This is a genomic window from Pseudomonas sp. BW16M2, assembly GCF_014268865.1.
GTDB lineage: Bacteria > Pseudomonadota > Gammaproteobacteria > Pseudomonadales > Pseudomonadaceae > Aquipseudomonas > Aquipseudomonas peradeniyensis.
This window is the reverse complement of sequence record NZ_JABWRI010000003.1, coordinates 202175-227153: the sequence shown is the minus strand read 5'-3', so window position 1 is coordinate 227153 and position 24979 is coordinate 202175. Positions and strand designations below refer to the sequence as shown.

The 24979-nt window shown below is 63.8% G+C and carries 22 protein-coding genes; 16 read left to right on the top strand and 6 right to left on the bottom strand.

Annotation, left to right across the window (positions count from 1 at the left end; all coding sequences use genetic code 11):
- The first annotated feature begins 65 nt into the window (after window positions 1–65).
- Entirely contained in the window at window positions 66–1064 is a 999-nt protein-coding gene (locus HU735_RS05235; protein WP_186712691.1) for an alpha/beta hydrolase family protein, read from the top strand.
- A 63-nt stretch (window positions 1065–1127) separates the two neighbouring features.
- Here the strand turns inward: HU735_RS05235 and HU735_RS05230 are convergent, their stop codons facing one another.
- From HU735_RS05230 to HU735_RS05220, 3 genes are read right to left on the bottom strand one after another with little or no spacing between them, the layout of a single operon-like run.
- Window positions 1128–1892 carry a TerB family tellurite resistance protein gene (locus HU735_RS05230; RefSeq protein ID WP_186712710.1) on the bottom strand — a complete coding sequence of 255 codons (765 nt, stop codon included), beginning with the start codon at window positions 1890–1892 and terminating at the stop codon, window positions 1128–1130.
- 1 nt (window position 1893) lies between these two features.
- Window positions 1894–2565: an N-acetylmuramate alpha-1-phosphate uridylyltransferase MurU gene (gene murU, locus HU735_RS05225; RefSeq protein ID WP_186712690.1), complete on the bottom strand. Its 672-nt coding sequence runs from the start codon at window positions 2563–2565 to the stop codon at window positions 1894–1896.
- On the bottom strand, window positions 2562–3581 hold the full coding sequence (locus HU735_RS05220; RefSeq protein ID WP_186712689.1) for a phosphotransferase: 1020 nt from the start codon (window positions 3579–3581) through the stop codon (window positions 2562–2564). The genes murU and HU735_RS05220 overlap by 4 nt, the downstream gene beginning before the upstream one ends.
- Window positions 3582–3713: 132 nt before the next feature.
- Between HU735_RS05220 and HU735_RS05215 the strand changes: the two genes are divergently transcribed.
- The 11 genes from HU735_RS05215 to HU735_RS05165 all read left to right on the top strand — a co-directional run bounded on the left by HU735_RS05215 (window position 3714) and on the right by HU735_RS05165 (window position 17620).
- Complete coding sequence (locus HU735_RS05215; RefSeq protein ID WP_186712688.1) at window positions 3714–6524, top strand: LPS-assembly protein LptD; 2811 nt, start codon at window positions 3714–3716, stop codon at window positions 6522–6524.
- Window positions 6505–7824, top strand: a complete 1320-nt coding sequence (locus tag HU735_RS05210) for a peptidylprolyl isomerase (protein ID WP_186712687.1) — start codon at window positions 6505–6507, stop codon at window positions 7822–7824. The genes HU735_RS05215 and HU735_RS05210 overlap by 20 nt, the downstream gene beginning before the upstream one ends.
- Window positions 7821–8810 (top strand): 4-hydroxythreonine-4-phosphate dehydrogenase PdxA, encoded by a 990-nt coding sequence (gene pdxA, locus HU735_RS05205; protein WP_186712686.1) that lies wholly within the window; start codon window positions 7821–7823, stop codon window positions 8808–8810. Before HU735_RS05210 ends, pdxA begins: the two co-directional genes overlap by 4 nt.
- The gene (gene rsmA, locus HU735_RS05200; protein WP_186712685.1) at window positions 8807–9607 is read left to right on the top strand and encodes a 16S rRNA (adenine(1518)-N(6)/adenine(1519)-N(6))-dimethyltransferase RsmA; all 801 of its coding nucleotides are present in this window, start codon (window positions 8807–8809) and stop codon (window positions 9605–9607) included. Before pdxA ends, rsmA begins: the two co-directional genes overlap by 4 nt.
- Window positions 9608–9723: 116 nt before the next feature.
- Window positions 9724–10104, top strand: coding sequence for a Co2+/Mg2+ efflux protein ApaG (gene apaG, locus HU735_RS05195; RefSeq protein ID WP_186712684.1), 381 nt, complete (start codon window positions 9724–9726; stop codon window positions 10102–10104).
- On the top strand, window positions 10104–10961 hold the full coding sequence (locus HU735_RS05190; protein ID WP_186712683.1) for a symmetrical bis(5'-nucleosyl)-tetraphosphatase: 858 nt from the start codon (window positions 10104–10106) through the stop codon (window positions 10959–10961). Before apaG ends, HU735_RS05190 begins: the two co-directional genes overlap by 1 nt.
- A gap of 13 nt (window positions 10962–10974) precedes the next feature.
- Window positions 10975–11304 carry a thiosulfate sulfurtransferase GlpE gene (gene glpE, locus HU735_RS05185; RefSeq protein WP_186712682.1) on the top strand — a complete coding sequence of 110 codons (330 nt, stop codon included), beginning with the start codon at window positions 10975–10977 and terminating at the stop codon, window positions 11302–11304.
- A gap of 282 nt (window positions 11305–11586) precedes the next feature.
- Complete coding sequence (locus HU735_RS05180; RefSeq protein ID WP_050703511.1) at window positions 11587–13509, top strand: PrkA family serine protein kinase; 1923 nt, start codon at window positions 11587–11589, stop codon at window positions 13507–13509.
- Window positions 13510–13628: 119 nt separating this feature from the next.
- A complete protein-coding gene (locus tag HU735_RS05175; protein WP_050703510.1) occupies window positions 13629–14900 on the top strand; it encodes a YeaH/YhbH family protein in 1272 nt (423 codons plus the stop codon).
- Complete coding sequence (locus HU735_RS05170; RefSeq protein WP_186712681.1) at window positions 14897–16465, top strand: SpoVR family protein; 1569 nt, start codon at window positions 14897–14899, stop codon at window positions 16463–16465. The genes HU735_RS05175 and HU735_RS05170 overlap by 4 nt, the downstream gene beginning before the upstream one ends.
- 57 nt (window positions 16466–16522) lie before the next feature.
- A complete protein-coding gene (locus HU735_RS05165) occupies window positions 16523–17620 on the top strand; it encodes a multifunctional CCA tRNA nucleotidyl transferase/2'3'-cyclic phosphodiesterase/2'nucleotidase/phosphatase (protein ID WP_186712680.1) in 1098 nt (365 codons plus the stop codon).
- 109 nt (window positions 17621–17729) lie between these two features.
- On the opposite strand, the gene folK is transcribed toward HU735_RS05165, so the two are convergent.
- Together folK and folB are read right to left on the bottom strand one after the other, a co-directional pair.
- Window positions 17730–18239, bottom strand: a complete 510-nt coding sequence (gene folK, locus HU735_RS05160; protein WP_186712679.1) for a 2-amino-4-hydroxy-6-hydroxymethyldihydropteridine diphosphokinase — start codon at window positions 18237–18239, stop codon at window positions 17730–17732.
- A complete protein-coding gene (gene folB / locus HU735_RS05155) occupies window positions 18230–18586 on the bottom strand; it encodes a dihydroneopterin aldolase (RefSeq protein WP_050703506.1) in 357 nt (118 codons plus the stop codon). The genes folK and folB overlap by 10 nt, the downstream gene beginning before the upstream one ends.
- Before the next feature lie 74 nt (window positions 18587–18660).
- Between folB and plsY the strand changes: the two genes are divergently transcribed.
- Complete coding sequence (gene plsY, locus HU735_RS05150; RefSeq protein WP_050703505.1) at window positions 18661–19230, top strand: glycerol-3-phosphate 1-O-acyltransferase PlsY; 570 nt, start codon at window positions 18661–18663, stop codon at window positions 19228–19230.
- A gap of 24 nt (window positions 19231–19254) precedes the next feature.
- Here the strand turns inward: plsY and tsaD are convergent, their stop codons facing one another.
- The gene (gene tsaD, locus HU735_RS05145) at window positions 19255–20280 is read right to left on the bottom strand and encodes a tRNA (adenosine(37)-N6)-threonylcarbamoyltransferase complex transferase subunit TsaD (protein ID WP_186712678.1); all 1026 of its coding nucleotides are present in this window, start codon (window positions 20278–20280) and stop codon (window positions 19255–19257) included.
- A gap of 205 nt (window positions 20281–20485) precedes the next feature.
- Here tsaD and rpsU point away from each other — a divergent pair, with 205 nt between their 5' ends.
- The 3 genes from rpsU (at window position 20486) to rpoD (ending at window position 24889) form a co-directional block, all read left to right on the top strand.
- Window positions 20486–20701 carry a 30S ribosomal protein S21 gene (gene rpsU, locus HU735_RS05140; RefSeq protein WP_003255575.1) on the top strand — a complete coding sequence of 72 codons (216 nt, stop codon included), beginning with the start codon at window positions 20486–20488 and terminating at the stop codon, window positions 20699–20701.
- A gap of 281 nt (window positions 20702–20982) precedes the next feature.
- Window positions 20983–22971 carry a DNA primase gene (dnaG, locus tag HU735_RS05135; protein ID WP_186712677.1) on the top strand — a complete coding sequence of 663 codons (1989 nt, stop codon included), beginning with the start codon at window positions 20983–20985 and terminating at the stop codon, window positions 22969–22971.
- A 67-nt stretch (window positions 22972–23038) separates the two neighbouring features.
- Window positions 23039–24889, top strand: a complete 1851-nt coding sequence (gene rpoD, locus HU735_RS05130) for an RNA polymerase sigma factor RpoD (protein ID WP_186712676.1) — start codon at window positions 23039–23041, stop codon at window positions 24887–24889.
- Window positions 24890–24979: the final 90 nt, after the last annotated feature.

Below are 24979 nucleotides of genomic sequence, written 5' to 3'. Positions count from 1 at the left end.
CTGGCGTGGCCGTCGCGGGCAAATACCATTAGGCTGCCGGTATGATTCTGGCCTTGGATTGATCGATGTTCACACTTTATCGCACGACGCTGGCAATGTTCTGCCTGGCTTCGCTCCTGCCGCTCGGCGCTCAGGCCGCTGACGCCGAAGCACCGCAGGCCGCCACAGAAGCGGCCACCCCTGTTCCCCGTGCACCGCTGCTCGAACGCAGCCAGGACGATGCCCTGGCCCTCGAGCGCCAGGTGCCCAAGGCCGAGCAACAGACCTTGCAGGCCAATGGCGAGAACTTCCTGGCGCTGTGGAAGCCGGCCAACGACAGCGATCCGCAAGGCGCGGTGATCATCGTTCCCGGTGCCGGCGAAAGTGCCGACTGGCCAACCACCGTCGGCCCGCTGCGCCGTGGCTTCCCCGATGTCGGCTGGAGCACCCTGAGCCTGAGCCTGCCCGACCTGCTGGCAGAGCGCCCGCAGGCCCGGGTCGAAGCCAAGCCGGTGGTCGAACCGAAAAAGGAAGATGGCGAATCGGCCCCGGCCAAGGACACGCCAGCCGATGCCAACGCCAACGTGGCCCAGGCCACCGCGCCCGAGGCGGACGCGGCCGACAGCACCGACGCGGTCGAAGCCGACGAGCACACCAGTGAGGAGGATGCCGAACGCATCTTCGCCCGCCTCGATGCCGCCGTGGCCTACGCCCAGCAGCAGAAAGCACGCAGCATCGTGCTGCTGGGCAACGGCAGTGGCGCGTACTGGGCCGCGCGCTACCTCAGCGAGAAGCAGCCGCCCCAGGTACAGAAGCTGGTGATGGCCGCCGCACAGACACCGGCGCGGGTGGAGCACGACCTGCTGAGCCTGACACCGACCCTGAAAGTACCAACGGCGGATCTGTACTACACAACCCGCACCCAGGATCGACTGGCCGCGCAACAGCGTCTGCAAGCCAGCAAGCGAGAGAAAAACAGCCAGTACCGGCAGCTGTCGCTGATGGTCGTGCCCGGTAACAAGGCCGCCGAGCAGGAGCAATTGCTGCGCCGGGTACGCGGCTGGCTGAAGCCCAAGGAAGAGTGAGGTGCATCGAGGGACAAGCCAACTCCAGCAACGCGGGAGCGGGCTTGCCCGGCGATGGCAAACCTAAAGCCCGCGTCGCTTGCGAATCATGGCATAGGCCTGATGCAACTCGCGGGTATGCTCGGTCGCCTCGCGCACCTTGGCCTCACTGGCGCCACTGCCCACCAGCTTGTCCGGGTGATGTCGACTGAGCAACCGCCGGTAGGCCTGCTTGATCTTGTCCGCTTCGGTATCCGGCTCCACTCCCAGCAGCCTCAACGCCGCCGCATAGGTCATCGCACCGCCTTCGATCGCAGACTTGCGCGGCTCATACTCCAACGACATGGCCTGTACCTGGTTGCGACTGAGCCCCAACTGCTGCCCCCAGCCCAACAACAGGTCGCGCTCCTGGCGCCCTGCCTTGCCGTCGGCCCAGACCATGCGCCAACAGGCACGCAGGGTACCCTCGGCAGCGTGAGGCTGCAGCTTGATCCGGCGCAGGTAGTGACCCAGCCGGCCCTTGCCCGACTTGCCGCGATTGAACGCGGCAATCGCCCGCATCCGCGCAGGCTCCGCCAGGTCCAGCCGCGACATTTCCTGACGCGCCTGCTGGATATGCCCCTCGACCACCCGGCCGTCACTCTTGGCCAGGCGTCCGAGCAGGACAAACAGCAGTTCCTCGTCACGCAGCGCCGGGCGCCCACCCAGGCGCTCGCGCACATCCTCCCACCCCTGCAGTCGCAGGCGCCGATCCATGGCCTGTCCCAGCAACGCCCCCAGCAATGCCCCCGGAATGCTGGCCACGGCGAAACCGGCACCGGCACCAATCACTGTGCTCGGCCACCACATGTCAGGCACGCTCGCCGATCAGGCGCTCGACATCGGCCAGGCGCTCGAGGGTGCCGACATCGATCCAGTGACCACGATAGTGCTCACCGCTCACCCGTCCTTCGGCCATGGCCTTGCGCAGCAGGGGCGCCAACTTGAACGCGCCGGGCTGGCAGCCTTCGAACAGCGCCGGGTCCAGCACCGAGATACCGCTGAAGGTCAGCGTTCCCGGGGCGTCGTCACCATCGCTCACCTGGCCATCCGCGAGGCGGAAGTCGCCACGGCCGTGATGACCGGGATTATCCACCAGCACCAGGTGCGCCAGCCCTTGCAGCGGAGCATTCAGGCCAGTGAAGTCGTAGTCGGTCCAGACGTCACCGTTGACCAGCAGGAACGGCGCATCCCCCAGCAGCGGCAACGCCTTGAAGATCCCGCCACCGGTTTCCAGTGGCTCGCCCTCCGGCGAGTAGCGGATGCGCAGGCCGAAGCGGCTGCCATCGCCCAGGTGGTCCTCGATCTGCTGGCCGAGCCAGGCGTGATTGATGACCACTTCGCGGATACCGGCGCGGGCCAGCGCCTCCAGATGGTATTCGATCAGCGGCTTGCCGGCTGCGCGCACCAGCGGCTTGGGCGTATGCAGGGTCAGCGGGCGCATGCGCTCGCCCTTGCCTGCCGCCAGGATCATCGCCTTCATGAACGCGCCTCGCCCTTGAGCTCGGCAATCAGTTGCCCCAGCTCGGCCAGTTCGGGACGGCGGGCGATCACTTCATCTATATAGGCGAAGAAGCGCGGCACGTCGGCGAGGTAGCGCGGCTTGCCGTCACGGTGGCAGATGCGGGCAAAGATACCGATGACCTTGAGGTGACGCTGCACACCCATCAGATCGCTGGCACGGTGGAACGCCTCGAAATCAGGCTGAACCGGGATACCGGCGACTCGGGCCTTTTCCCAATAACCACGCAGCCAGCCTTCTACGCGCGGCTGCGGCCAGCTGAGGAAGGCGTCCTTGAACAGGCAGGTGATATCGTAGGTTACCGGGCCGTAGACGGCATCCTGGAAGTCCAGCACGCCCGGATTTGGCGTGCTCTGCATCAGGTTGCGCGGCATGTAGTCGCGGTGCACCAGCACCTTGGGCTGGGCCAGGGCGCTGTCGATCAGCACCTGGCTGACCCGTTGCCAGGTGGCCTGCTGCGCTTCGGTGAAGGTCAGGCCAAGCTCGCGGCCTACGTACCACTCGGGGAACAGCTCCACCTCGCGGCGCAAAAGGGCAACGTCGTAGCTGGGCAGCGGCGCGTCCATCGGCAGGCGCTGGAACGCCAGCAGCGCATCGATGGCATCGGCGAACAGTGCGTCGGCGTTGTCCGAATCAATGATGTCCAGGTATGTCTGGCGACCCAGATCGCCCAGCAGCAGGAAACCACGCTCCAGGTCCTGGGCATGAATGACCGGCACGTTCACGCCCGCCGTGGCCAGCAGGTGATCGATATCGACGAACGGACGGCAATTTTCCTGCGGCGGCGGCGCATCCATGATCACGAAGCTGTGGCCGGCGCACTCCCAGCGGAAATAACGGCGGAAACTCGCATCGCTGCTGGCGGCGGTCAGGCTGCCGGTGGGCACTTCGCCCCAGGCGTTGCTACGGAACAGGCTCTCCAGTTGCCCGGCGAGCCAGGCGGTCAGTTGTTGCAGGCGTACATCGTGATCGGGCATTACGAGGGTTCTCCGACGGCCCTAGCCGTCAAGCGGGTCATGCTTTATTATCCAGCATCTTTTTCAGACCATCGAGAGGCGTGCGGCCCCCACACGCGGGCAGATGGCACGCAGGAAGCCCGGACTAATAAGATGGCATTGAAATCCCCCGCGTTTCGTAGGAAGTTTCCGTTGTTGGTGACTGGCGGTCTGCTGGCCCTGCAACCCCTGGCCACGTCGTACGTGGTGGCGGCCGAGCAGTTCGACTGCCAAGTGTCCGCCGCCGGTGGCTGGGACTGCAAGCCCAAGACCTCCGCCAACCTGCCTCCGCGCCCGGTACATCCGGGCGCTGCCGCTGCCAGCTCGGGCGCCGAAGCGCCTGGCGAGGCCGCCGCGACCGAGGCCGAGAAGCCGATGCTGGTCACCGAGGCCAAGGGCCGCGGCCTGAAATCGCGCAGCGAAGACTACAGCCACCTGGACTGGGTCCCGCGCGAGAAGCTCACCGCTGCGCAACTGGCCGAGACCGGCCCGTACTGCGGCGGCGCCTACATCGAGCCGACCCGCCCAGGCATGAACGACTCCACGCCCAAGGACGAGTCGCCCACCTATATCAACGCCAAGGTCTCCAAGTACCAGCAGGAGCAGCAGATCGCCACCCTCGCCGGTGACGTGGTCATGCGCCAGGGCAGCATGCAGGCCGAAGCCGACGAGGCCAACCTGTACCAGGCCGAGAACCGGGGCGAGCTCAAGGGCAACGTCAAGATCCGCGACAACGGCTCGCTGGTGGTCGGCGACGAGGCGCAGATCCAGCTCGACACCGGCGAAGCCCGGGTCGACAACGCCGAATACGTGATGCACAAGTCGCACATCCGCGGCAACGCGCTGTACGCCAAACGCGCCGAGAACGCCATCATCCGCCTCAAGGACGGTACCTATACCACCTGTGAGCCGGGCAGCAACGCATGGCAGCTCAAGGGCAACAACATCACCCTGAACCCGGCCACCGGTTTCGGCACCGCGACCAACGTGACGCTGCGGGTCAAGGATTTCCCGGTGTTCTACACACCGTACATCTACTTCCCGATCGACGACCGTCGCCAGTCCGGCTTCCTGCCGCCGTCGTTCAGTTCCAGCAGCGACACCGGCTTCATGCTGGTCACGCCGTACTACTTCAACCTGGCGCCGAACTACGACGCCACGTTGTACCCGCGCTACATGGCCAAGCGCGGCATGCTGATGGAAGGCGAGTTCCGCTACCTGACCAAGTCCAGCGAAGGTCAGTTCGGCGGCGCCTACCTGAGCGATCAGGACGACGACCGCAAGCTGCAGACGGACTACAAGAAAGAACGCTGGATGGTCAACTGGCAGCACAAGGGCGGGCTGGACGAACGCCTGATGACCGAGGTGGACTACACCGACATCAGCGATCCGTTCTACTTCCAGGACCTGGAGTCGGACCAGATCGGTGTCCAGAGCCGCGACGTCCTCGACAAGCAAGGTGCGCTCACGTATCGCGGGGACAGCTACACCGCACGCCTGAACGTACATGCCTACGAGCTGGCCACCATCTCGCAGATCACGCCGTATGACCGTCTGCCGCAGATCACCTTCAATGGGATGCTGCCTTATCACCCGGGTGGTTTCGACCTGAGCTATGAAACCGAGGCGGTTCGATTCGAGCGTGATCTGAAGAATGACTTCGTCACCGACAAGGATGGACTTCCGGACTCGACCGCGGGTGCAGCTGGTCGCCGCTTGGATGAGAACGTTTTCAGTATTGCACGCGCCAACGGCACCCGTTTGAATGTCGCTCCGGCGATCAGCCTGCCTATGCAGGCCAGTTACGGCTATATCACTCCGAAGCTGAAGTACGTCTATACCCATTACGACCTCGACCTGGATGGCAAGGGCAAGCAAGACCTGATCGACTTCCCGGACCGGACTGCGCTCTACGGCGACTACAAGAGCAACCAGAACCGCGATATCCCGATCTTCAGTGTCGACAGTGGCCTGTACTTTGATCGCGACACCCAATTGTTCGGTACGCATTACCGCCAGACACTCGAACCTCGCTTGTTCTATCTCTATGTCCCCTATAAGGACCAGATGGACATCCCGCTGTTCGATACCTACGAAAACACGTTCAACTACGGTTCGCTGTTCCGCGACAATCGTTTCAGCAGCGTCGACCGCATTGGCGACGAGAACAAGCTGTCGCTGGGCGTGACCAACCGCTGGATCGAAGACAATGGCTTCCAGCGCCAGCGCTTCAGCATTGGCCAGGCGTACTACTTCAAGGACCGCAAGGCCCAGTTGCCGGGTATCGATTACCGCACCCGCAAGGACACGCAGGCAGACGTCTCGCCCTATGCGCTTGAATACGAATACGCCTTCAACCGCGACTGGCGCTTCAACTCCGACTTCAACTGGGATCCGGACAGCCGCAGCACTCGCTCGGGCAGCGCGATGTTCCACTACCAGCCTGAAGACAACCCTAACAAAGTCGTCAACCTCGGTTATCGCTATCGAAACGACCTGATCACCTATGACTCGCAGAGCGGCACCTGGAAAGTCGGCGGCGGCGACTATGGCACACCGGGCACTCCGGGCTATATCGAGGACTACTACAAGATCCAGCAGCACGACTTCTCGGTCATCTGGCCGATTGTCCCGCAGTGGAGCGTCATCGCCCGCTGGCAGCACGACTACAACCGCAACCGCACACTGGAAGCGATGGGCGGCTTCGAGTATGACAACTGCTGCTGGAAGCTGCGCCTGATCAACCGTTACTGGATGGACTACGACGACTTCAGCCAGGCCGTCCCGAGCAACGAAAAGGGCGACCATGGCATCTTCCTGCAGATCGTGCTCAAAGGGCTCGGTGGTGTAGTCGGCAACAAGGTCGAAACGTTCCTGGACCAAGGCATTCAAGGTTACCGTACACGTGAAGAGCAAGCTTATTGATCGTCTGCGCCCGCTGATGCTGGGCGCCGCAATGCTGAGTGGCGCGGTGCATGCCGCGGTGCAACCCATCGACCGCATCGTGGCCACCGTCGACAATGACGTGGTCATGCAGAGCCAGCTGGACCAGCGCGTGCGCGAAGTGCAGCAGACCATCGCCAAGCGTGGCGGTGGTGTGCCGCCTGCCGCCGCCCTGCAGCAGCAGGTACTGGAGCGCCTGATCGTCGAGAACCTGCAACTGCAGATCGGCGAGCGCTCGGGTATCCGCATCACCGACGAAGAACTGAACCAGGCCGTCGGCACCATTGCCCAGCGCAATGGCATGTCGCTGGAGCAGTTCCGCGCCGCCCTGGCCCACGACGGCCTGTCGTACGACGATGCCCGCGAGCAGATCAAGCGCGAGATGGTCATCAGCCGCGTGCGTCAACGCCGTGTGGCCGAGCGTATCCAGGTGTCCGAGCAGGAAGTGAAGAACTTCCTCAACTCGGACCTGGGCAAGATGCAGATGTCGGAAGAGTACCGCCTGGCCAACATCCTCATCCCGACCCCGGAAGGCGCCAACTCGGACGCCATCCAGGCCGCCGCCCGCCAGGTCGGCGATGTCTACCAGCAACTCCGGCAGGGCAAGGACTTCGGCCAGATGGCCATTGAACGCTCCGCCAGCGAGAACGCCCTGGAAGGCGGCGAGATGGGCTGGCGCAAGGCCGGCCAGTTGCCACCCGACTTCGCCAAGATGCTCAGCAGCATGGCCATTGGCGATATCACCCAGCCGATCCGCATCCCCAACGGCTTCATCATCCTCAAGCTCGAGGAGAAGCGTGGCGGCAGCGAGAGCATCCTGCGCGACGAAGTGCATGTGCGCCACATCCTGATCAAGCCGAGCGAGATCCGCAGCGAAGCCGCCACCGAGCAACTGGCCGAGCGTCTGTACGACCGGATCCAGAACGGTGAAGACTTCGCCGAACTGGCGAAGAGCTTCTCGGAAGACCCGGGCTCCGCGCTCAACGGTGGCGACCTCAACTGGGTCGACCCGAACAGCCTGGTGCCGGAGTTCCGCGAGCAGATGGCCAACGCCCAGCAAGGCGTGGTGACCAAGCCGTTCAAGACCCAGTACGGCTGGCATGTGCTGGAAGTCCTGGGCCGCCGCGCCACCGACAGCACCGAGCAGGCGCGCGAGCAGCAGGCCATGAACGTCCTGCGCAACCGCAAGTACGACGAAGAGCTGCAGAACTGGCTGCGCCAGATCCGCGACGAAGCCTACGTTGAAATCAAGCTGCCTGGCGCCGACCAGGCCGCCCAGTGAAGCCCCAGCGCTTCGCCGTCACGCCCGGCGAGCCGGCCGGCATAGGTCCCGACCTGTGCCTGCAGCTCGCCGCCGAGGCCCAGCCCCACCCCCTGATCGCCATCACCAGCCGTGACCTGCTCGCCGAGCGGGCCGCGCAGCTGGGGCTGGCCGTCAGCCTGCTGCCCGTCACCCCCGACAGTTTCCCCAGCCTGCCAGCCCCCGCCGGCAGCCTGTACGTCTGGGACACACCACTGGCCAACCCGGTGGTGGCCGGACAGCTGGACAAGGCCAACGCCGCGTTCGTGCTGGAGACGCTGACCCGGGCCGGCCAGGGCTGCCTCGACGGGCAGTTCGCCGGGATGATCACCGCCCCCGTGCACAAGGGTGTGATCAACGAGAGCGGGATCGCCTTCTCCGGGCACACCGAGTTCCTCGCCGACCTCACCCACACCGCGCAAGTGGTGATGATGCTGGCCACCCGAGGGTTGCGCGTGGCCCTGGTGACCACCCACCTGCCCCTGCGCGATATCGCCGACGCCATCACTGGCGAACGCCTGGAGCGCGTCACCCGCATCTTGCATGCGGACATGCGCGACAAGTTCGGCATCGCCAACCCACGCATCCTGGTCTGCGGACTCAACCCGCATGCCGGAGAAGGCGGCCACCTGGGCCGCGAAGAAATCGACATCATCGAGCCGGCGCTGCAGCGCCTGCGCGCCGAAGGCATGGACCTGCGCGGTCCGCTGCCGGCCGATACCCTGTTTACCCCCAAATATCTGGAGCACTGCGACGCGGTGCTGGCGATGTACCACGACCAAGGCCTGCCCGTACTCAAGTACAAGGGCTTCGGCGCCGCGGTCAACGTGACGCTGGGCCTGCCGATCATCCGTACCTCGGTCGACCACGGCACCGCCCTGGATTTGGCCGGCACCGGCCGGATCGACACCGGCAGCCTGCGCGTCGCATTGGAAACCGCCTACCAGATGGCCGAGAACCGACCATGACCGAGCACTACCAACACCGGGCGCGCAAGCGCTTCGGCCAGAACTTCCTGCACGACGCCGGAATCATCGATCGCATCCTGCGGGCGATCAACGCCAAGGCCGGCGAACACCTGCTGGAAATCGGCCCGGGCCAGGGCGCCCTGACCGAGGGCCTGCTGGGCAGCGGCGCACAGCTGGACGTGGTGGAGCTGGACAAGGACCTGGTGCCGATCCTGCAGCACAAGTTCGCCGGGCGCGGCAACTTCCGCCTGCACCAGGGCGATGCCCTGAAGTTCGACTTCAACCAGTTGGGCGTGCCTGAGCGCAGCCTCAAGGTGGTCGGCAACCTGCCCTACAACATCTCCACCCCGCTGATTTTCCATCTGCTCAGCCATGCCGGGCTGATCCGCGACATGCACTTCATGCTGCAAAAGGAAGTGGTCGAGCGCATGGCGGCCGGCCCGGGTGGCGGTGACTGGGGGCGCCTGTCGATCATGGTGCAGTACCACTGCCGGGTCGAGCACCTGTTCAACGTTGGCCCTGGCGCCTTCAACCCGCCGCCGAAAGTGGATTCGGCCATTGTCCGCCTGGTGCCGCACGCAGTGCTGCCACACCCGGCCAAGGATGCGCGACTGCTGGAGCAGGTGGTACGCGAAGCGTTCAACCAGCGCCGCAAGACCCTGCGCAATACCATGAAGGGGCTGCTCGACAGCGCGGCCATCGAGGCTGCTGGTGTCGATGGCAGCCTGCGCCCCGAGCAGCTGGACCTGGCCGCCTTCGTGCGCCTGGCCGACAAACTGGCCGAACAGCAGGCCTGACCAAGTGCCCGCTCCCTCCGTGGGAGCGGGCTTGCCCCGCCATCAGGGATAACTGGCCTCCACCCCCGCCAATGGCCTAGACTGCGTTATTGCGTCAGTTCGCCCAAGGCCCTTGCATGTCCGACCCCCGCTATCAGATCGACGTCAGCGTCGTGACCCGCTACCTCAAAGACCAATCCGACCCCGAAAGCAGCCGTTTCGCCTTCGCCTACACCATTACCGTGCAGAACAATGGCACGGTCACGGCCAAGCTGATGTCCCGCCACTGGCTGATCACCAACGGTGACGGCGAGGTCGAGGAAGTGCGCGGCGCCGGCGTGATCGGCCAGCAACCGCTGATCGAGCCCGGCCAGAGCCACACCTACAGCAGCGGCGCGGTCATCAGCACCCGCGTCGGCACCATGCAGGGCAGCTACCAGATGTTCGCCGAGGACGGCAAGCGCTTCGACGCCACGATCGCCCCGTTCCGCCTGGCCGTGCCCGGGGCCCTGCACTGATGGCCACCTATGCGGTCGGCGACCTGCAAGGTTGCCTGCAACCGCTCAAGTGCCTGCTCGAACGCGTACGCTTCAACCCGGCCGTCGACCGCCTGTGGCTGGTGGGTGACCTGGTAAACCGCGGCCCCGAGTCCCTCGAGACCCTGCGCTATCTGTATTCGATCCGCCATGCGCTGGTCTGCGTGCTGGGCAATCACGACCTGCACCTGCTGGCGGCGTGGCACAACGTCGAGCGCCTGAAGAAAAGCGACACCCTGCGCGAAATCATCGAGGCCCCGGACGCCGACCAGCTGTTCGACTGGCTGCGCCAGCAGAAGCTGCTGCACTACGACGAGGCCCGCGGCATCGCCATGGTCCATGCTGGCATTCCACCTCAATGGACCCTGGGCAAGGCGCTGGAGCTCGCTGCAGAGGTCGAGGAAGTACTGCGCGACGACGGCCGCCTGAAGCTGTACCTGGACGGCATGTACGGCAACGAGCCGAACAAGTGGAGCAAGGACCTGGCCGGCGTCGAGCGCCTGCGGGTGATCACCAACTACTTCACCCGCATGCGCTTCTGCACCGCCGCCGGCAAGCTCGACCTCAAGACCAAGGAAGGCGCCGACAGCGCCCCCAAGGGTTACAAGCCGTGGTTCGATCACCCGGACCGCCGCTCGCGTCACGTGAAGATCATCTTCGGCCACTGGGCCGCCCTCGAAGGCCGAGTCGACGTGCCCGGCGTGATCGCCCTGGACACCGGCTGCGTCTGGGGTGGCGCGATGACCCTGTACAATGTCGACAGTGGTGAGTTCCACCGCTGCGACTGCACCCGCGAGGGCACCCCGCGCCCGCCGGCCCCACTCAACGGACACCCCTGAAGGAACCGCACCCATGAGCGAATTCAAGCGCATTACCCCCGAGCAAGCCCTCGCCCTGCGTGCGGAAGGTGCAGTCGTGGTCGACATTCGCGACCCGCAAGCCTATGCCGCCGGGCATATTGCCGGCGCCACTCATCTGGATAATCACTCGGTCGCCGATTTCATCCGCAACGCCGACCTGGACGCACCTACACTGGTTGTCTGCTACCACGGCAATTCCAGCCAGAGCGCCGCCGCCTACCTGGTCGGCCAGGGCTTCTCCAACGTCTACAGCATCGACGGTGGCTTCGAGCTGTGGCGCAACACCTACCCGGCGGAAACCGCCCAGGGCAGCGCCGAATAATTTTTTCATTTTTCCTCCAGCCCGCGCTTGGCGCGGGCTTGCGCCCGACCTGACGAACGGTCGCAGGCGTCTTCTCGGCTCCCCGCCCTTGACCTTGCGTATAACCAACTATCCTTAAGCCCAGGCCATCCAAAAAAGGGGAGAGCCGGTACACCGGCGTGCGGGTCATCGGTAGCGTTCCAAGGTGTTCTGGGGGGTATACAGCAATCGGCGAGCCCGGTTGCATGCCAGCATCAGCTGACTGATCCGGCGTCGTCTCCACGTATCGAGCGAGGTGACGTCATGAGCATTTTTAGCCACTTCCAACAACGTTTCGAGTCCACCCGCCAGGAAGAACTTTCGCTGCAGGAGTACCTCGAGCTGTGCAAAGAGGATCGCAGCGCCTATGCCTCGGCGGCCGAGCGGCTGTTGCTGGCCATCGGCGAACCAGAGCTGATCGACACCTCAAGCAACTCCAGGCTGTCGCGGATCTTCTCCAACAAGGTGATCCGCCGCTATCCGGCCTTTGCCGACTTCCATGGCATGGAAGAGTGCATCGACCAGATCGTCTCCTACTTCCGCCACGCCGCCCAAGGCCTGGAAGAGAAGAAACAGATCCTCTACCTGCTGGGCCCGGTGGGCGGCGGTAAATCGTCGCTGGCCGAGAAGCTCAAGCAGCTGATGGAAAAGGTGCCGTTCTACGCCATCAAGGGCTCGCCGGTGTTCGAATCGCCCCTGGGCCTGTTCAACGCCGCCGAGGACGGCCAGATCCTCGAAGAGGAATACGGCATCTCGCGCCGCTACCTCAACACCATCATGTCACCCTGGGCCACCAAGCGCCTGCAGGAGTTCGGTGGCGACATCAGCAAGTTCAGGGTGGTCAAGCTCTACCCGTCCATCCTCAACCAGATCGCCATCGCCAAGACCGAGCCGGGCGACGAGAACAATCAGGACATCTCGGCCCTGGTGGGCAAGGTGGATATCCGCAAGCTCGAGGAATTCCCGCAGAACGACGCCGACGCCTACAGCTATTCGGGCGCGCTGTGCCGGGCCAACCAGGGCCTGATGGAATTCGTCGAGATGTTCAAGGCGCCGATCAAGGTCCTGCACCCGTTGCTCACCGCGACCCAGGAAGGCAACTACAACAGCACTGAGGGGCTGGGCGCGATCCCCTACTCCGGGATCCTGCTGGCCCACTCCAACGAATCGGAGTGGCATACCTTCCGCAACAACAAGAACAACGAGGCCTTCATCGACCGGATCTACATCGTCAAGGTGCCGTACTGCCTGCGCGTCAGCGACGAGATCAAGATCTACGACAAGCTGCTGATCAACAGCTCCCTGGCCAAGGCCCATTGCGCGCCTGACACACTGAAGATGCTGGCTCAGTTCACCGTGCTCTCGCGCCTGAAAGAGCCCGAGAACTCCAACATCTACTCGAAGATGCGCGTGTACGACGGCGAGAACCTCAAGGACACCGACCCGAAAGCCAAGTCGATCCAGGAGTACCGCGACGCCGCGGGCGTCGACGAGGGCATGAACGGCCTGTCGACCCGCTTCGCCTTCAAGATCCTCTCCAAGGTGTTCAACTTCGACCCTCACGAGGTGGCGGCCAACCCGGTGCACCTGCTGTATGTGCTGGAGCAGCAGATCGAGCAGGAACAGTTCCCGGCCGAGGTGCGCGAGCGCTACCTGCGCTACCTGAAGGAATACCTGGCGCCGCGCTACATCGAGTTCATCGGCAAGGAGATCCAGACCGCTTACCTGGAGTCCTACAGCGAATACGGCCAGAACATTTTCGACCGCTATGTGCTGTACGCCGACTTCTGGATCCAGGACCAGGAATACCGCGACCCGGAAACCGGCGAGATCCTCAACCGTATCGCCCTCAACGAGGAGCTGGAGAAGATCGAGAAGCCGGCCGGCATCAGCAATCCGAAGGACTTCCGCAACGAAATCGTCAACTTCGTGCTGCGCGCCCGGGCCAACAACAATGGCAAGAACCCCAGCTGGCTCAGCTACGAGAAGCTGCGGGTGGTGATCGAGAAGAAGATGTTCTCCAACACCGAGGACCTGCTGCCGGTCATCAGCTTCAACGCCAAGGCCAGCAAGGAGGATCAACAGAAGCACAACGACTTCGTCACCCGGATGGTGGAGCGTGGCTACACCGACAAGCAGGTTCGACTGCTGTCGGAATGGTACCTGCGGGTCAGGAAATCGCAATAAGGCGACACGCTACACGCCGCGCGTCCGAGGCTGGCCTTGCCGGCCCGGACGGCGGCGGCTGCTTTTACGTGCAGCTCGTAGCTTGAAGCGTGCAGCTGTTCCCAGCTACCGGAGGGACCATGAGCTACGTAATCGACCGACGCCTGAACGGCAAGAACAAGAGCACGGTCAACCGCCAGCGCTTCCTGCGGCGTTACCGTGAACACATCAAGAAGGCCGTCGAAGAGGCCGTGAGCCGCCGTTCCATCATGGACATGGAGCATGGCGAACAGATCAGCATCCCGGGTCGCGACATCGACGAACCCGTGCTGCACCACGGTCGCGGCGGCAAGCAGACCATCGTCCACCCCGGCAACAAGGAATTCACCGCCGGCGAACACATCGCCCGGCCACAAGGTGGCGGTGGCGGCGGTGGCCGCGGCAAGGCCGGCAACTCCGGCGAGGGCATGGACGACTTCGTGTTCCAGATCACCCAGGAAGAATTCCTCGAGTTCATGTTCGAGGACCTGGAGCTGCCCAACCTAGTCAAGCGTCACCTGACCGGGGCCGACACCTTCAAGACCGTGCGTGCAGGCATTGCCAACGAGGGCAACCCATCGCGCATCAACATCGTCCGCACCCTGCGCTCGGCCCACGCCCGGCGCATCGCCCTGACCGGCAGCAGCCGCGCCCTGCTGCGCGAGGCGCAAAAGGAGCTGGACCGGCTCAAGGTCGAGGAACCGGACAACTTCACCGACATCCAGGACACCGAGACCGAGATCGAACGCCTCAAGGCGCGCATCAACCGCCTGCCGTTCCTCGACACCTTCGACCTGAAGTACAACCTGCTGGTCAAGCAGCCCAACCCCAGCTCCAAGGCGGTGATGTTCTGCCTGATGGACGTGTCCGGCTCCATGACCCAGGCCACCAAGGACATCGCCAAGCGCTTCTTCATCCTGCTGTACCTGTTCCTCAAGCGCAACTACGACCGCATCGAGGTGGTATTCATCCGCCACCACACCAGCGCCCGCGAAGTGGACGAGGAAGAGTTCTTCTACTCCCGCGAAACCGGCGGCACCATCGTCTCCAGCGCGCTCAAGCTGATGCAGGAGATCATGGCCGAGCGCTACCCGGCCAGCGACTGGAACATCTACGCCGCACAGGCCTCGGACGGCGACAACTGGAACGACGACTCGCCGATCTGCCGCGACATCCTCGCCAACCAGATCATGCAGCACGTGCAGTACTACACTTACGTCGAGATCACCCCACGCGAACACCAGGCGCTGTGGTACGAGTACGAGCGCATCGGCGAGGCGTTCCCCGACACCTTCGCCCAGCAGCAGTTGGTATCGGCCGGCGACATCTACCCGGTCTTCCGTGAACTCTTCCAGCGCAGGTTAGCCACATGACCGCCAGAGAGCAGAGACGCCAGCCCATTTCCACCGGCTCCGAATGGACGTTCGAGCTGATCCAGACCTACGACCGCGAGATCAGTCGCCTGGCCGCCCGCTACGCCCTGGACACCTACCCCAACCAGATCGAAGTGATCACCGCCGAGCAGATGATGGACGCCTACGCCTCGGTGGGCATGCCGCTGGGCTATCACCACTGGTCCTACGGCAAGCAGTTCCTCAGTACCGAGAAGTCCTATAGCCGTGGCCAGATGGGCCTGGCCTACGAGATCGTGATCAACTCCGATCCGTGTATCGCCTACCTGATGGAAGAGAACACCATGTGCATGCAGGCACTGGTGATCGCCCACGCCTGTTATGGCCACAACAGTTTCTTCAAGGGCAACTACCTGTTCCGCACCTGGACCGACGCCAGCTCGATCATCGACTACCTGGTGTTTGCCAAGCAGTACATCGCCCAATGCGAGGAGCGCCACGGCATCGATGCCGTCGAGGACCTGATCGACTCCTGCCACGCCCTGATGAACTACGGCGTGGACCGCTACAAGCGCCCCTACCCCATCTCCGCCGAGGAAGAACGCCGTCGGCAGAAGGAGCGCGAGGAGCACCTGCAGCGGCAGATCAACGACCTCTGGCGCACCATCCCCAAGGGCGCCGAAAAGGGCGGCGAACGAGACGACGCGCGCTTTCCGGCCGAACCCCAGGAGAACATCCTCTACTTCATCGAGAAGCACGCCCCGTTGCTGGAGCCCTGGCAGCGCGAAGTGGTGCGCATCGTGCGCAAGATCGCCCAGTATTTCTACCCGCAGCGCCAAACCCAGGTGATGAACGAAGGCTGGGCGACCTTCTGGCACTACACCCTGATGAACGACCTGTACGACGAGGGGCTGATCACCGAAGGTTTCATGATGGAGTTCCTGCAGTCGCACACCAGCGTGGTGTTCCAGCCAGGCTTCGACAGCCCGTATTACAGCGGCATCAACCCCTATGCCCTGGGCTTTGCCATGTACACCGACATCCGCCGCATGTGCGAACACCCTACCGAGGAGGATCGCCGCTGGTTCCCGGATATCGCCGGCAGCGACTGGCTGTCGACGATCAAGTTCGCCATGAGCAGCTTCAAGGATGAAAGCTTCATCCTGCAGTACCTGTCACCCAAGGTGATGCGCGACCTCAAGCTGTTCAGCATCCTCGACGACGACCAACGCGACGACCTGCTGGTACCGGCGATCCATGACGAGGACGGCTACCGCACCATCCGCGAGCAGTTGGCCGCGCAGTACAACCTGGGCAACCGCGAGCCCAACGTGCAGATCTGGAGCATCGACCGGCGCGGCGACCGCTCGCTGACCCTGCGTCACCAGCAGCACAACCGCAAACCCCTGGGCGACTCCACCGAGGAAGTGCTCAAGCACCTGCACCGCCTGTGGGGCTTCGATATCCACCTGGAGACCGTGCAGGGCGACCAGGTGATGAAGACCCACCACATGCCACCGCGCAGCGAGCACAGCGAGGCCGGCGACTACGGGCGCATGGACCTGGCCGTGGTGCACCACCTGTAGCCAGCAACCTCCATGGCTGCCGACAAGGTATCCTGTCGGCAGAAATGGAGGTTTCACATGCAGATCTACAAGGTTGGCGGCGCCGTGCGCGACCGCCTGCTTGGCCGCCCGGTCAGCGACGTCGACTGGCTGGTGGTTGGCGCCACCGTCGAACAGATGCAGGCCCAGGGATTCCGCCCGGTCGGGGCCGATTTCCCGGTGTTCCTGCACCCAAAGACCGGTGAGGAATATGCCCTGGCCCGTACCGAGCGCAAGAGCGGTCGTGGTTATGGCGGTTTCACCTTTCATGCCAGCCCCGAAGTCACCCTCGAAGAAGACCTGGTGCGTCGCGACCTGACCATCAATGCCATGGCCGAGGACGAACACGGCGCGCTGCACGATCCCTATCACGGCAAGGTCGATCTCGAACAACGGATCCTGCGCCATGTTTCCCCGGCGTTCGCCGAAGATCCGTTGCGAGTGCTACGTGTTGCCCGCTTTGCGGCGCGCTATGCACCTCTGGGTTTCGAGGTTGCCGATGAAACCCTGGCCCTCATGCGCCAGATCGCCGAGTCGGGTGAACTGCAGGCGCTTACTGCCGAACGCAGCTGGAAGGAGATCGAGCGGGCTTTGATGGAAAGCGAGCCCCAGGTGTTCATCGAGGTGCTGCGCAGTTGCGGCGCGCTGAACGAGCTGATGCCAGAGCTGGAGCACGGCGCCGATACACTGGCTGCGCTGCACCAGGCGGCCAGGCACCAGCAATCACTGCCGGTGCGCTGGGCGTGCCTGCTGCGTGGATTGGAGCCAACAGCGATCAAGGCACTCAACCAGCGCTTCAAGGTCCCACGCGAATGCCAGGAACTGGCGGTGCTGGTAGGGGAGTTCGCCGAAGAGGCCGATAACGCCCAGGCACTGGAACCAACAAGCCTGCTGGAGCTGCTGCAGAAGTTCGATGTGTATCGACGACCGCAACGTTTCGAGGAGTTCATCGCCGCGTGCGAGATGGCTGCACCAGACTCGGATTACCCTCAGGGCATTTACCTGCGGGGAGCTGCTGAAGCAGCGCGGGCTGTGGAAGTGAAGTCACTGATAGAGAAAGGACTGACCGGAAAGGCCTTGGGAGACGCACTAAAAGACAAACGGCTGAAGGCGCTCGAAGCATACAAATCAGCTTGATCTGCCGCCGCCATTCGCGGGTAAACCCGCTCCCACAGGTTTTCACCGCGTTCAACAGCGGCGCGATACCTGTGGGAGCGGGTTTACCCGCGAAGAAGGCGGTACCGGCTTACATCAGGGTCAGCTGCAAGCCCCGCCATTCGAAAGGCACCGGCGCCAGCACCTGCTCGATGTTCGCCTCCTGCCACAGCTGCCCCACGGACTTGCCCACGCCCGGATGCACCAGCTCCGGCGCCAGCAACGACAACGGCCAGAGCACGAAGGCGTTCTTCAAGATCTCCGCCCGCGGCAACACCAGACCATTGAACGTGCCACACAGGTCATCGAACATCAGTACATCGATATCCAGCGGCAGCCCCTTGCGATCCGGGGCGTAGCGGCCGTTTTCGGCCTCGATGAACTTGAGCCGGCGGTCGAGTTCCAGCAGTGGCAGGTCGGTGCGTCCGCGCACCACCAGGTTGTAGAACGGGCCGCTCTTGATTCCCACGGCCTGGCTCTCGAACACTGCGGAGCAGTGCATGTCACTGAGCATGCCAGCCAACGCATCGAGCCCCGCGCACAAGTGCCGCTCGCGGTCGATGTTGCTGCCCAGCCCGAGATAGACGGTACTCAGAGACATCCGCGCTCGATCTCCACGCCTACACCGCCACGGGCCGCAGGCACCGCACCCGGCTTGGTCAGTTTCAGCCGCACCCAGGGGATGTTGAATTCGTCCATCAGCACCGCCACCAGACGCTCGGCGAAAGTCTCCACCAGCTCGAACCGCGCCTGCTCGGCGAAGGCCTGGACCCGCGCCGAGACACTGGCGTAGTCCAGCGCCAGCGACAGGTCGTCACCGGCCGCCGCCGGGCGGTTGTCCCAGGCGAAACTCAGGTCCAGGCGCAGGCACTGGCGAATATCCCGCTCCCAGTCATAGGCACCGATGACGGTATCGACTTCCAGGCCTTCGATGAACACTCTGTCCAAGCACTTCTCTCCACAGCACGACAAGGGCGACGGGCGCCGTTAGAATCAGGGCGTCCTCGCCCGGAATAGTTAGCATGTTTTGGTCACTGGCGCTGCTTGCCTACCTGCTCGGCTCTCTGTCCTTCGCCATCGTCCTGAGCCGCCTCAGCGGCAGCCCCGACCCGCGTTCCAGCGGCTCGGGCAATGCCGGCGCGACCAACATGCTACGCCTGGCCGGCCGCAAACTGGCGATCCTGACGCTGCTGGGCGACCTGTGCAAGGGCATGTTGCCAGTACTGCTGGCCCGCCTGGCCGGGCTCGACCAGCAGGAACAGGCCTGGGTCGGCATCTGCGCGGTGCTCGGCCACCTGTTCCCGGTGTACTTCCGTTTCCAGGGCGGCAAGGGCGTGGCCACTGCCGCCGGCATGCTCATGGCGCTGTACTTTCCCGCCGCGCTGCTGGCCATCGGCGCCTGGCTGCTGACCTTCTACCTCACCCGCACCAGCTCGCTGGCGGCGCTGATCGCCACGCCGTTAACGCTGCCGCTGCTGGCCTGGCGCGAACCCGAAGCGCTACTGCCGATGACGGTGTTGACGATCCTGATCGTCTGGCGCCACCGCAACAACCTGCGTGACCTGTTCGCCGGGCGCGAACGCCATTTCTGAGGCGTGCGCATAAGCCCGGCGCTCTCACACCGCCGGCAACTGCTCCATCGGCCAGCGCGCCTGCACGCTGATGGCCAGGTCCTGCTGCTGCCCGGCCAACAGGCGCTGGCAACCGGCGTAGGCGATCATCGCGCCGTTGTCGGTGCAGAACCGCGGACGGGCGTAGTAGACATTGCCCTTGAGGCTGGCCAGCATCTCTTCCAGCGAAACACGCAGGGCCTTGTTGGCGCTCACGCCACCGGCGATGACCAGGCGCTTGAGACCGGTCTGCTTGAGCGCGCGCTTGCACTTGATGGTCAGAGTCTCCACCACCGCCTGCTGGAACGCCAGCGACACGTCGCAACGGGTTTGCTCGTTGTCGTCCCCGGCGTCGCGGCATTGCTGCCAGGTGTTCAGGGCGAAGGTCTTGAGGCCGCTGAAACTGAACTGCAGGCCCGGCCGATCGCACATCGGCCGCGGGAACACGAAGCGCCCGGACGTGCCTTGCTCGGCCAGGCGGGCGATCTCGGGGCCGCCCGGATAATTGAGGCCGATCAGCTTGGCGGTCTTGTCGAAGGCTTCGCCAGCGGCGTCGTCCAGGCTCTCGCCCAGCAGCTCGTACTGGCCGATGCCATCGACGCGCACCAGCTGGGTGTGCCCACCGGACACCAACAAAGCGACGAACGGAAATTCCGGCGGCTGCTCCTCGAGCATCGGCGCCAGCAGGTGGCCTTCCATATGGTGCACGCCGATCGCCGGAATATCCCAGGCGAACGCCAGCGCCTGGGCGCAGGAAGCCCCTACCAGCAGTGCACCCACCAGGCCAGGACCCGCGGTGTAGGCGATCGCGTCGATCTCGGTGGCGACGCAGTCGGCTTCCTGCAGCACCTGGCGGATCAGCGGCAGCATGCGCTTGACGTGATCGCGCGAGGCGAGCTCGGGCACCACGCCGCCATAGACGCGGTGCAGGTCGATCTGGCTGAACAGCGCGTCGGCCAGCAGGCCGCGCTCACTGTCGTATAATGCGACGCCAGTTTCGTCGCAGGATGTTTCCAATCCCAGTACTAGCATGGGTCCGTGCCTTGTCGAGGCTGAATTCGAAGGCGCGCATGATAGTCCCCGTGTCCGGTGCCGACCAGCGGTTTTCGATCAGAGGCTTTGCATTCCGGCCAGCTAAGGGTTAACATCCGCAACCCTTGAAAACCGACGTTCTCCAGCACACCTTATGTTTTGCCAGGAGCACGTCTACCCCGGTAATGAATTAAGGTAGCCCTGGATGCCAGCCGTCAAAGTTAAAGAGAACGAACCCTTCGACGTAGCTCTGCGTCGTTTCAAGCGCTCCTGCGAAAAAGCCGGTGTACTGGCTGAAGTTCGTAGCCGCGAGTTTTACGAGAAGCCGACCGCCGAGCGCAAGCGCAAAGCCGCTGCCGCTGTAAAGCGTCACGCCAAGAAGGTTCAGCGCGAACAGCGCCGCGCCGTTCGTCTGTACTAAGTACAGCCGTTCTACGCAAAGCTTCTGCCATGCCCGGCCTCGTGCCGGGCTGATGGCAGCGGTCGCTTCAAACCCTTGGCCATGCGCCTTGGGCGCCCCGGCAAAAGCCATGGGCAACCCGCATCAACGCGTCAGAACTGGTCCCCGACCAGGCGTGCACGTCCTTTCTGACGAGCCCTTCATGGGCTGGTGACGAGCACACTCCTCTTCCTGCGAGATACCCCACGCCAAACCCGCGCACAAGCGTTTAGACTTGCCAGCTGCCAGATGACGAGACTGCCATGGCCGGGCTGATTCCCCAGAGCTTCATCGATGACCTTCTCAACCGCACCGACATCGTCGACGTGGTGAGTTCGCGCGTCCAGCTGAAGAAGACCGGCAAGAATCTCTCCGCCTGCTGCCCGTTCCACAAGGAAAAGAGCCCCTCCTTCACCGTCAGCCCCGACAAGCAATTCTACTATTGCTTTGGCTGCGGCGCCGGCGGCAACGCGCTTGGCTTCATCATGGACCACGACAACCTGGACTTCCCCCAGGCGGTCGAGGAACTGGCCCGCGCGGCCGGCATGGAAGTACCCCGGGAAGAAGGCCGCCGTGGACAGAAGCCGCGCCAGCCAACCGATTCACCGCTGTATCCACTGCTGGAAGCGGCCAGCGAGTTCTATCGCCAGGCCCTGCGCGGCCACGCCACCCGCAAGGCGGCGGTGGACTACCTCAAGGGTCGCGGCCTGTCCGGCGAGATCGCCCGCGACTTCGGCCTGGGCTTCGCCCCGCCGGGTTGGGACAACCTGCTCAAGCACCTGGGCGCCGACTCGCTGCAGCAGAAAGTGATGATCGACGCAGGCCTCTTGATCGAGAACGCCGAGAGCGGCAAGCGCTACGACCGCTTCCGCGACCGGGTGATGTTCCCGATCCGCGATAGCCGTGGCCGGGTCATCGCCTTCGGCGGCCGGGTACTGGGCGACGACAAGCCCAAGTACCTGAACTCCCCGGAAACCCCGGTCTTCCACAAGGGCCAGGAGCTGTACGGCCTGTACGAGGCGCGCAAGCACAACCGCAACCTCGACGAGATCATCGTGGTCGAGGGCTACATGGACGTCATCGCCCTGGCCCAGCAGGGCCTGCGCAACGCGGTGGCCACCCTCGGTACGTCCACCAGCGAAGAGCACCTCAAGCGCCTGTTCCGCGTGGTGCCCAGCGTGCTGTTCTGCTTCGACGGCGACCAGGCCGGGCGCAAGGCCGCCTGGCGTGCCCTGGAGGCGACCCTGTCGAGCCTGCAGGACGGCCGCCGTGCGCGCTTCCTGTTCCTCCCCGAGGGTGAAGACCCGGACAGCCTGGTGCGCGCCGAAGGCACCGACGCCTTCCAGGCCCGCATCAACCAGCACGCCCAGCCTTTGGCCGACTACTTCTTCGAGCAGTTGAGCAACGAGGCCGACCCGCGCTCGCTGGAAGGCAAGGCGCACATGGTCACCCTGGCCGCGCCGCTGATCGAAAAAGTCCCGGGCGCCAACCTGCGCCAGCTGATGCGCAACCGCCTGAAGGACATCACCGGGCTCGACCCGCAGCAGATGGAGCAGTTGGCGCAGAGCGCGCCGACACCCAGCGTGCCGGACTACGACCCCGGTTACGACTACGACGCCATGGCCAGCTACACGCCGGACCACGGCGACATGCACTACCAGCCCGAGTATGCCCCGCAGCAGCAGGAGCAACGCCCCTGGACACCGAACAAGGGCGGCGGCAAGAAGCAGTGGGACGGCAAGCCATGGGACAAGAAAGGCGGCAAGCCCTGGCAGCGCGACGGCCAGCGCGGTGAAGCCCCGCCACGGGTGCCGGCGCCGGTCGAACCGCCGACGCTGTCGGCCCTGCGCACCCTGCTGCATCACCCGCTGCTGGCCGGCAAGGTCGAGGACGCCAGCCACTTCGCCGACGAAGAACAACTGTACAGCCAACTGCTGGTGGCGCTGATCGAGGCCGCGCAGAAGAATCCTAAGCTAAGCTCTATGCAGTTGATCGCACGCTGGCACGGCACCGAACAGGGCCGCCTGCTGCGCGCCCTGGCGGAAAAGGAATGGCTGATCGATGCCGACAACCTTGAACAACAGTTTTTCGACACTATAACTAGTTTGTCCGCTCGCCAACGCGAGCGCAGCCTGGAACATCTGCTCAGGAAAGCGCGTCTAAGTGAACTGAGCACAGAGGAGAAATCTCAGCTGCTCGCCCTGCTGAGCCGCAATGTTCCCGCACAAAACCCGACCTCATCTGGCGCGTGAGGTCCAGGTTCGGGTATAATCCTCGGCTTGTTTTTTGCCCGCCAAGACCTTCAGTGGATAGGGTGTTATGTCCGGAAAAGCGCAACAGCAATCTCGTATCAAAGAGTTGATCACCCGCGGTCGTGAGCAGGGCTACCTGACTTACGCGGAGGTCAACGACCACCTGCCTGAGGATATTTCAGATCCGGAACAGGTGGAAGACATCATCCGCATGATCAACGACATGGGGATCAACGTATTCGAGAGTGCTCCGGATGCGGATGCCCTGTTGTTGGCGGAAGCCGACACCGACGAAGCCGCAGCCGAAGAAGCCGCCGCAGCGTTGGCGGCAGTAGAGACCGATATCGGCCGCACGACCGACCCGGTGCGCATGTACATGCGCGAAATGGGTACCGTCGAGCTGCTGACCCGCGAAGGCGAGATCGAAATCGCCAAGCGTATCGAGGAAGGCATCCGTGAAGTCATGGGCGCCATCGCTCACTTCCCGGGCACCGTCGACTACATCATCAGCGAATACGATCGCGTCACCGCCGAAGGCGGCCGCCTGTCCGACGTCCTCAGCGGTTATATCGACCCTGACGACAACATCGCCGCGCCGACCGAAGAAGTACCGATTCCAGGTGCCAAGGCCGCTGCCGCGAAGGAAGAGGAAGACGAAGACGACGAAAACGCCGAAAGCAGCGATGACGAGGAAGAGGCCGAAAGCGGTCCGGACCCGGTCGTCGCCGCCCAGCGTTTCGGCGCCGTCAACGATCAGCTGGTCATCACCCTCAAGGTGCTGAAGAAGCACGGCCGCGCTCACGCCGAAAGCATTGGCGCCATGCAGGCCTTGGCTGACCTGTTCATGCCGATCAAGCTGGTACCGAAACAGTTCGACGTACTGGTCGAGCGTGTACGCGGCGCCCTTGACCGCCTGCGCCAGCAAGAACGCGCCATCATGCAGCTATGCGTGCGTGACGCCCGCATGCCGCGCGCCGACTTCCTGCGCCTGTTCCCGAGTAACGAGACCGACCAGACCTGGTCCGGTGACCTGGCCAAGCGCAACACCAAGTGGGCCGCCGCCCTGGGTGAAAAGGACGCCGCCATCGTTGCCTGCCAGCAGAAGTTGATCGACCTCGAGACCGAGACCGGCCTGACCGTCGCCGAGATCAAGGACATCAACCGCCGCATGTCCATCGGCGAAGCCAAGGCTCGCCGCGCCAAGAAGGAAATGGTCGAGGCGAACCTGCGTCTGGTGATCTCGATCGCCAAGAAGTACACCAACCGCGGCCTGCAGTTCCTCGACCTGATCCAGGAAGGCAACATCGGCCTGATGAAGGCGGTGGACAAGTTCGAATACCGTCGCGGCTACAAGTTCTCGACCTACGCCACCTGGTGGATCCGCCAGGCGATCACCCGCTCGATCGCCGACCAGGCGCGCACCATCCGTATCCCGGTGCACATGATCGAGACGATCAACAAGCTCAACCGCATTTCCCGGCAGATGCTGCAGGAAATGGGTCGCGAACCGACCCCGGAAGAGCTGGGCGAGCGCATGGAGATGCCTGAGGACAAGATCCGCAAGGTGTTGAAGATCGCCAAAGAGCCGATCTCCATGGAGACCCCGATCGGTGACGACGAAGATTCGCACCTGGGCGACTTCATCGAGGACTCGACCATGCAGTCCCCGATCGACGTGGCCACAGTCGAAAGCCTCAAGGAAGCGACCCGTGACGTGCTCTCGGGCCTGACCGCGCGCGAAGCCAAGGTGCTGCGCATGCGTTTCGGCATCGACATGAACACCGACCACACCCTCGAAGAGGTAGGCAAGCAGTTCGACGTGACCCGCGAGCGGATCCGTCAGATCGAAGCCAAGGCGCTGCGCAAGCTGCGCCACCCGACGCGAAGCGAGCATCTGCGCTCCTTCCTCGACGAGTAAAGACGAACCCCGGCCCAGGCCGGGGTTTTTCTTATGTGACAGAAGGTCGTTGCCACTGTCTACCCAGCGGGCGAGATGCCCGTCTACACT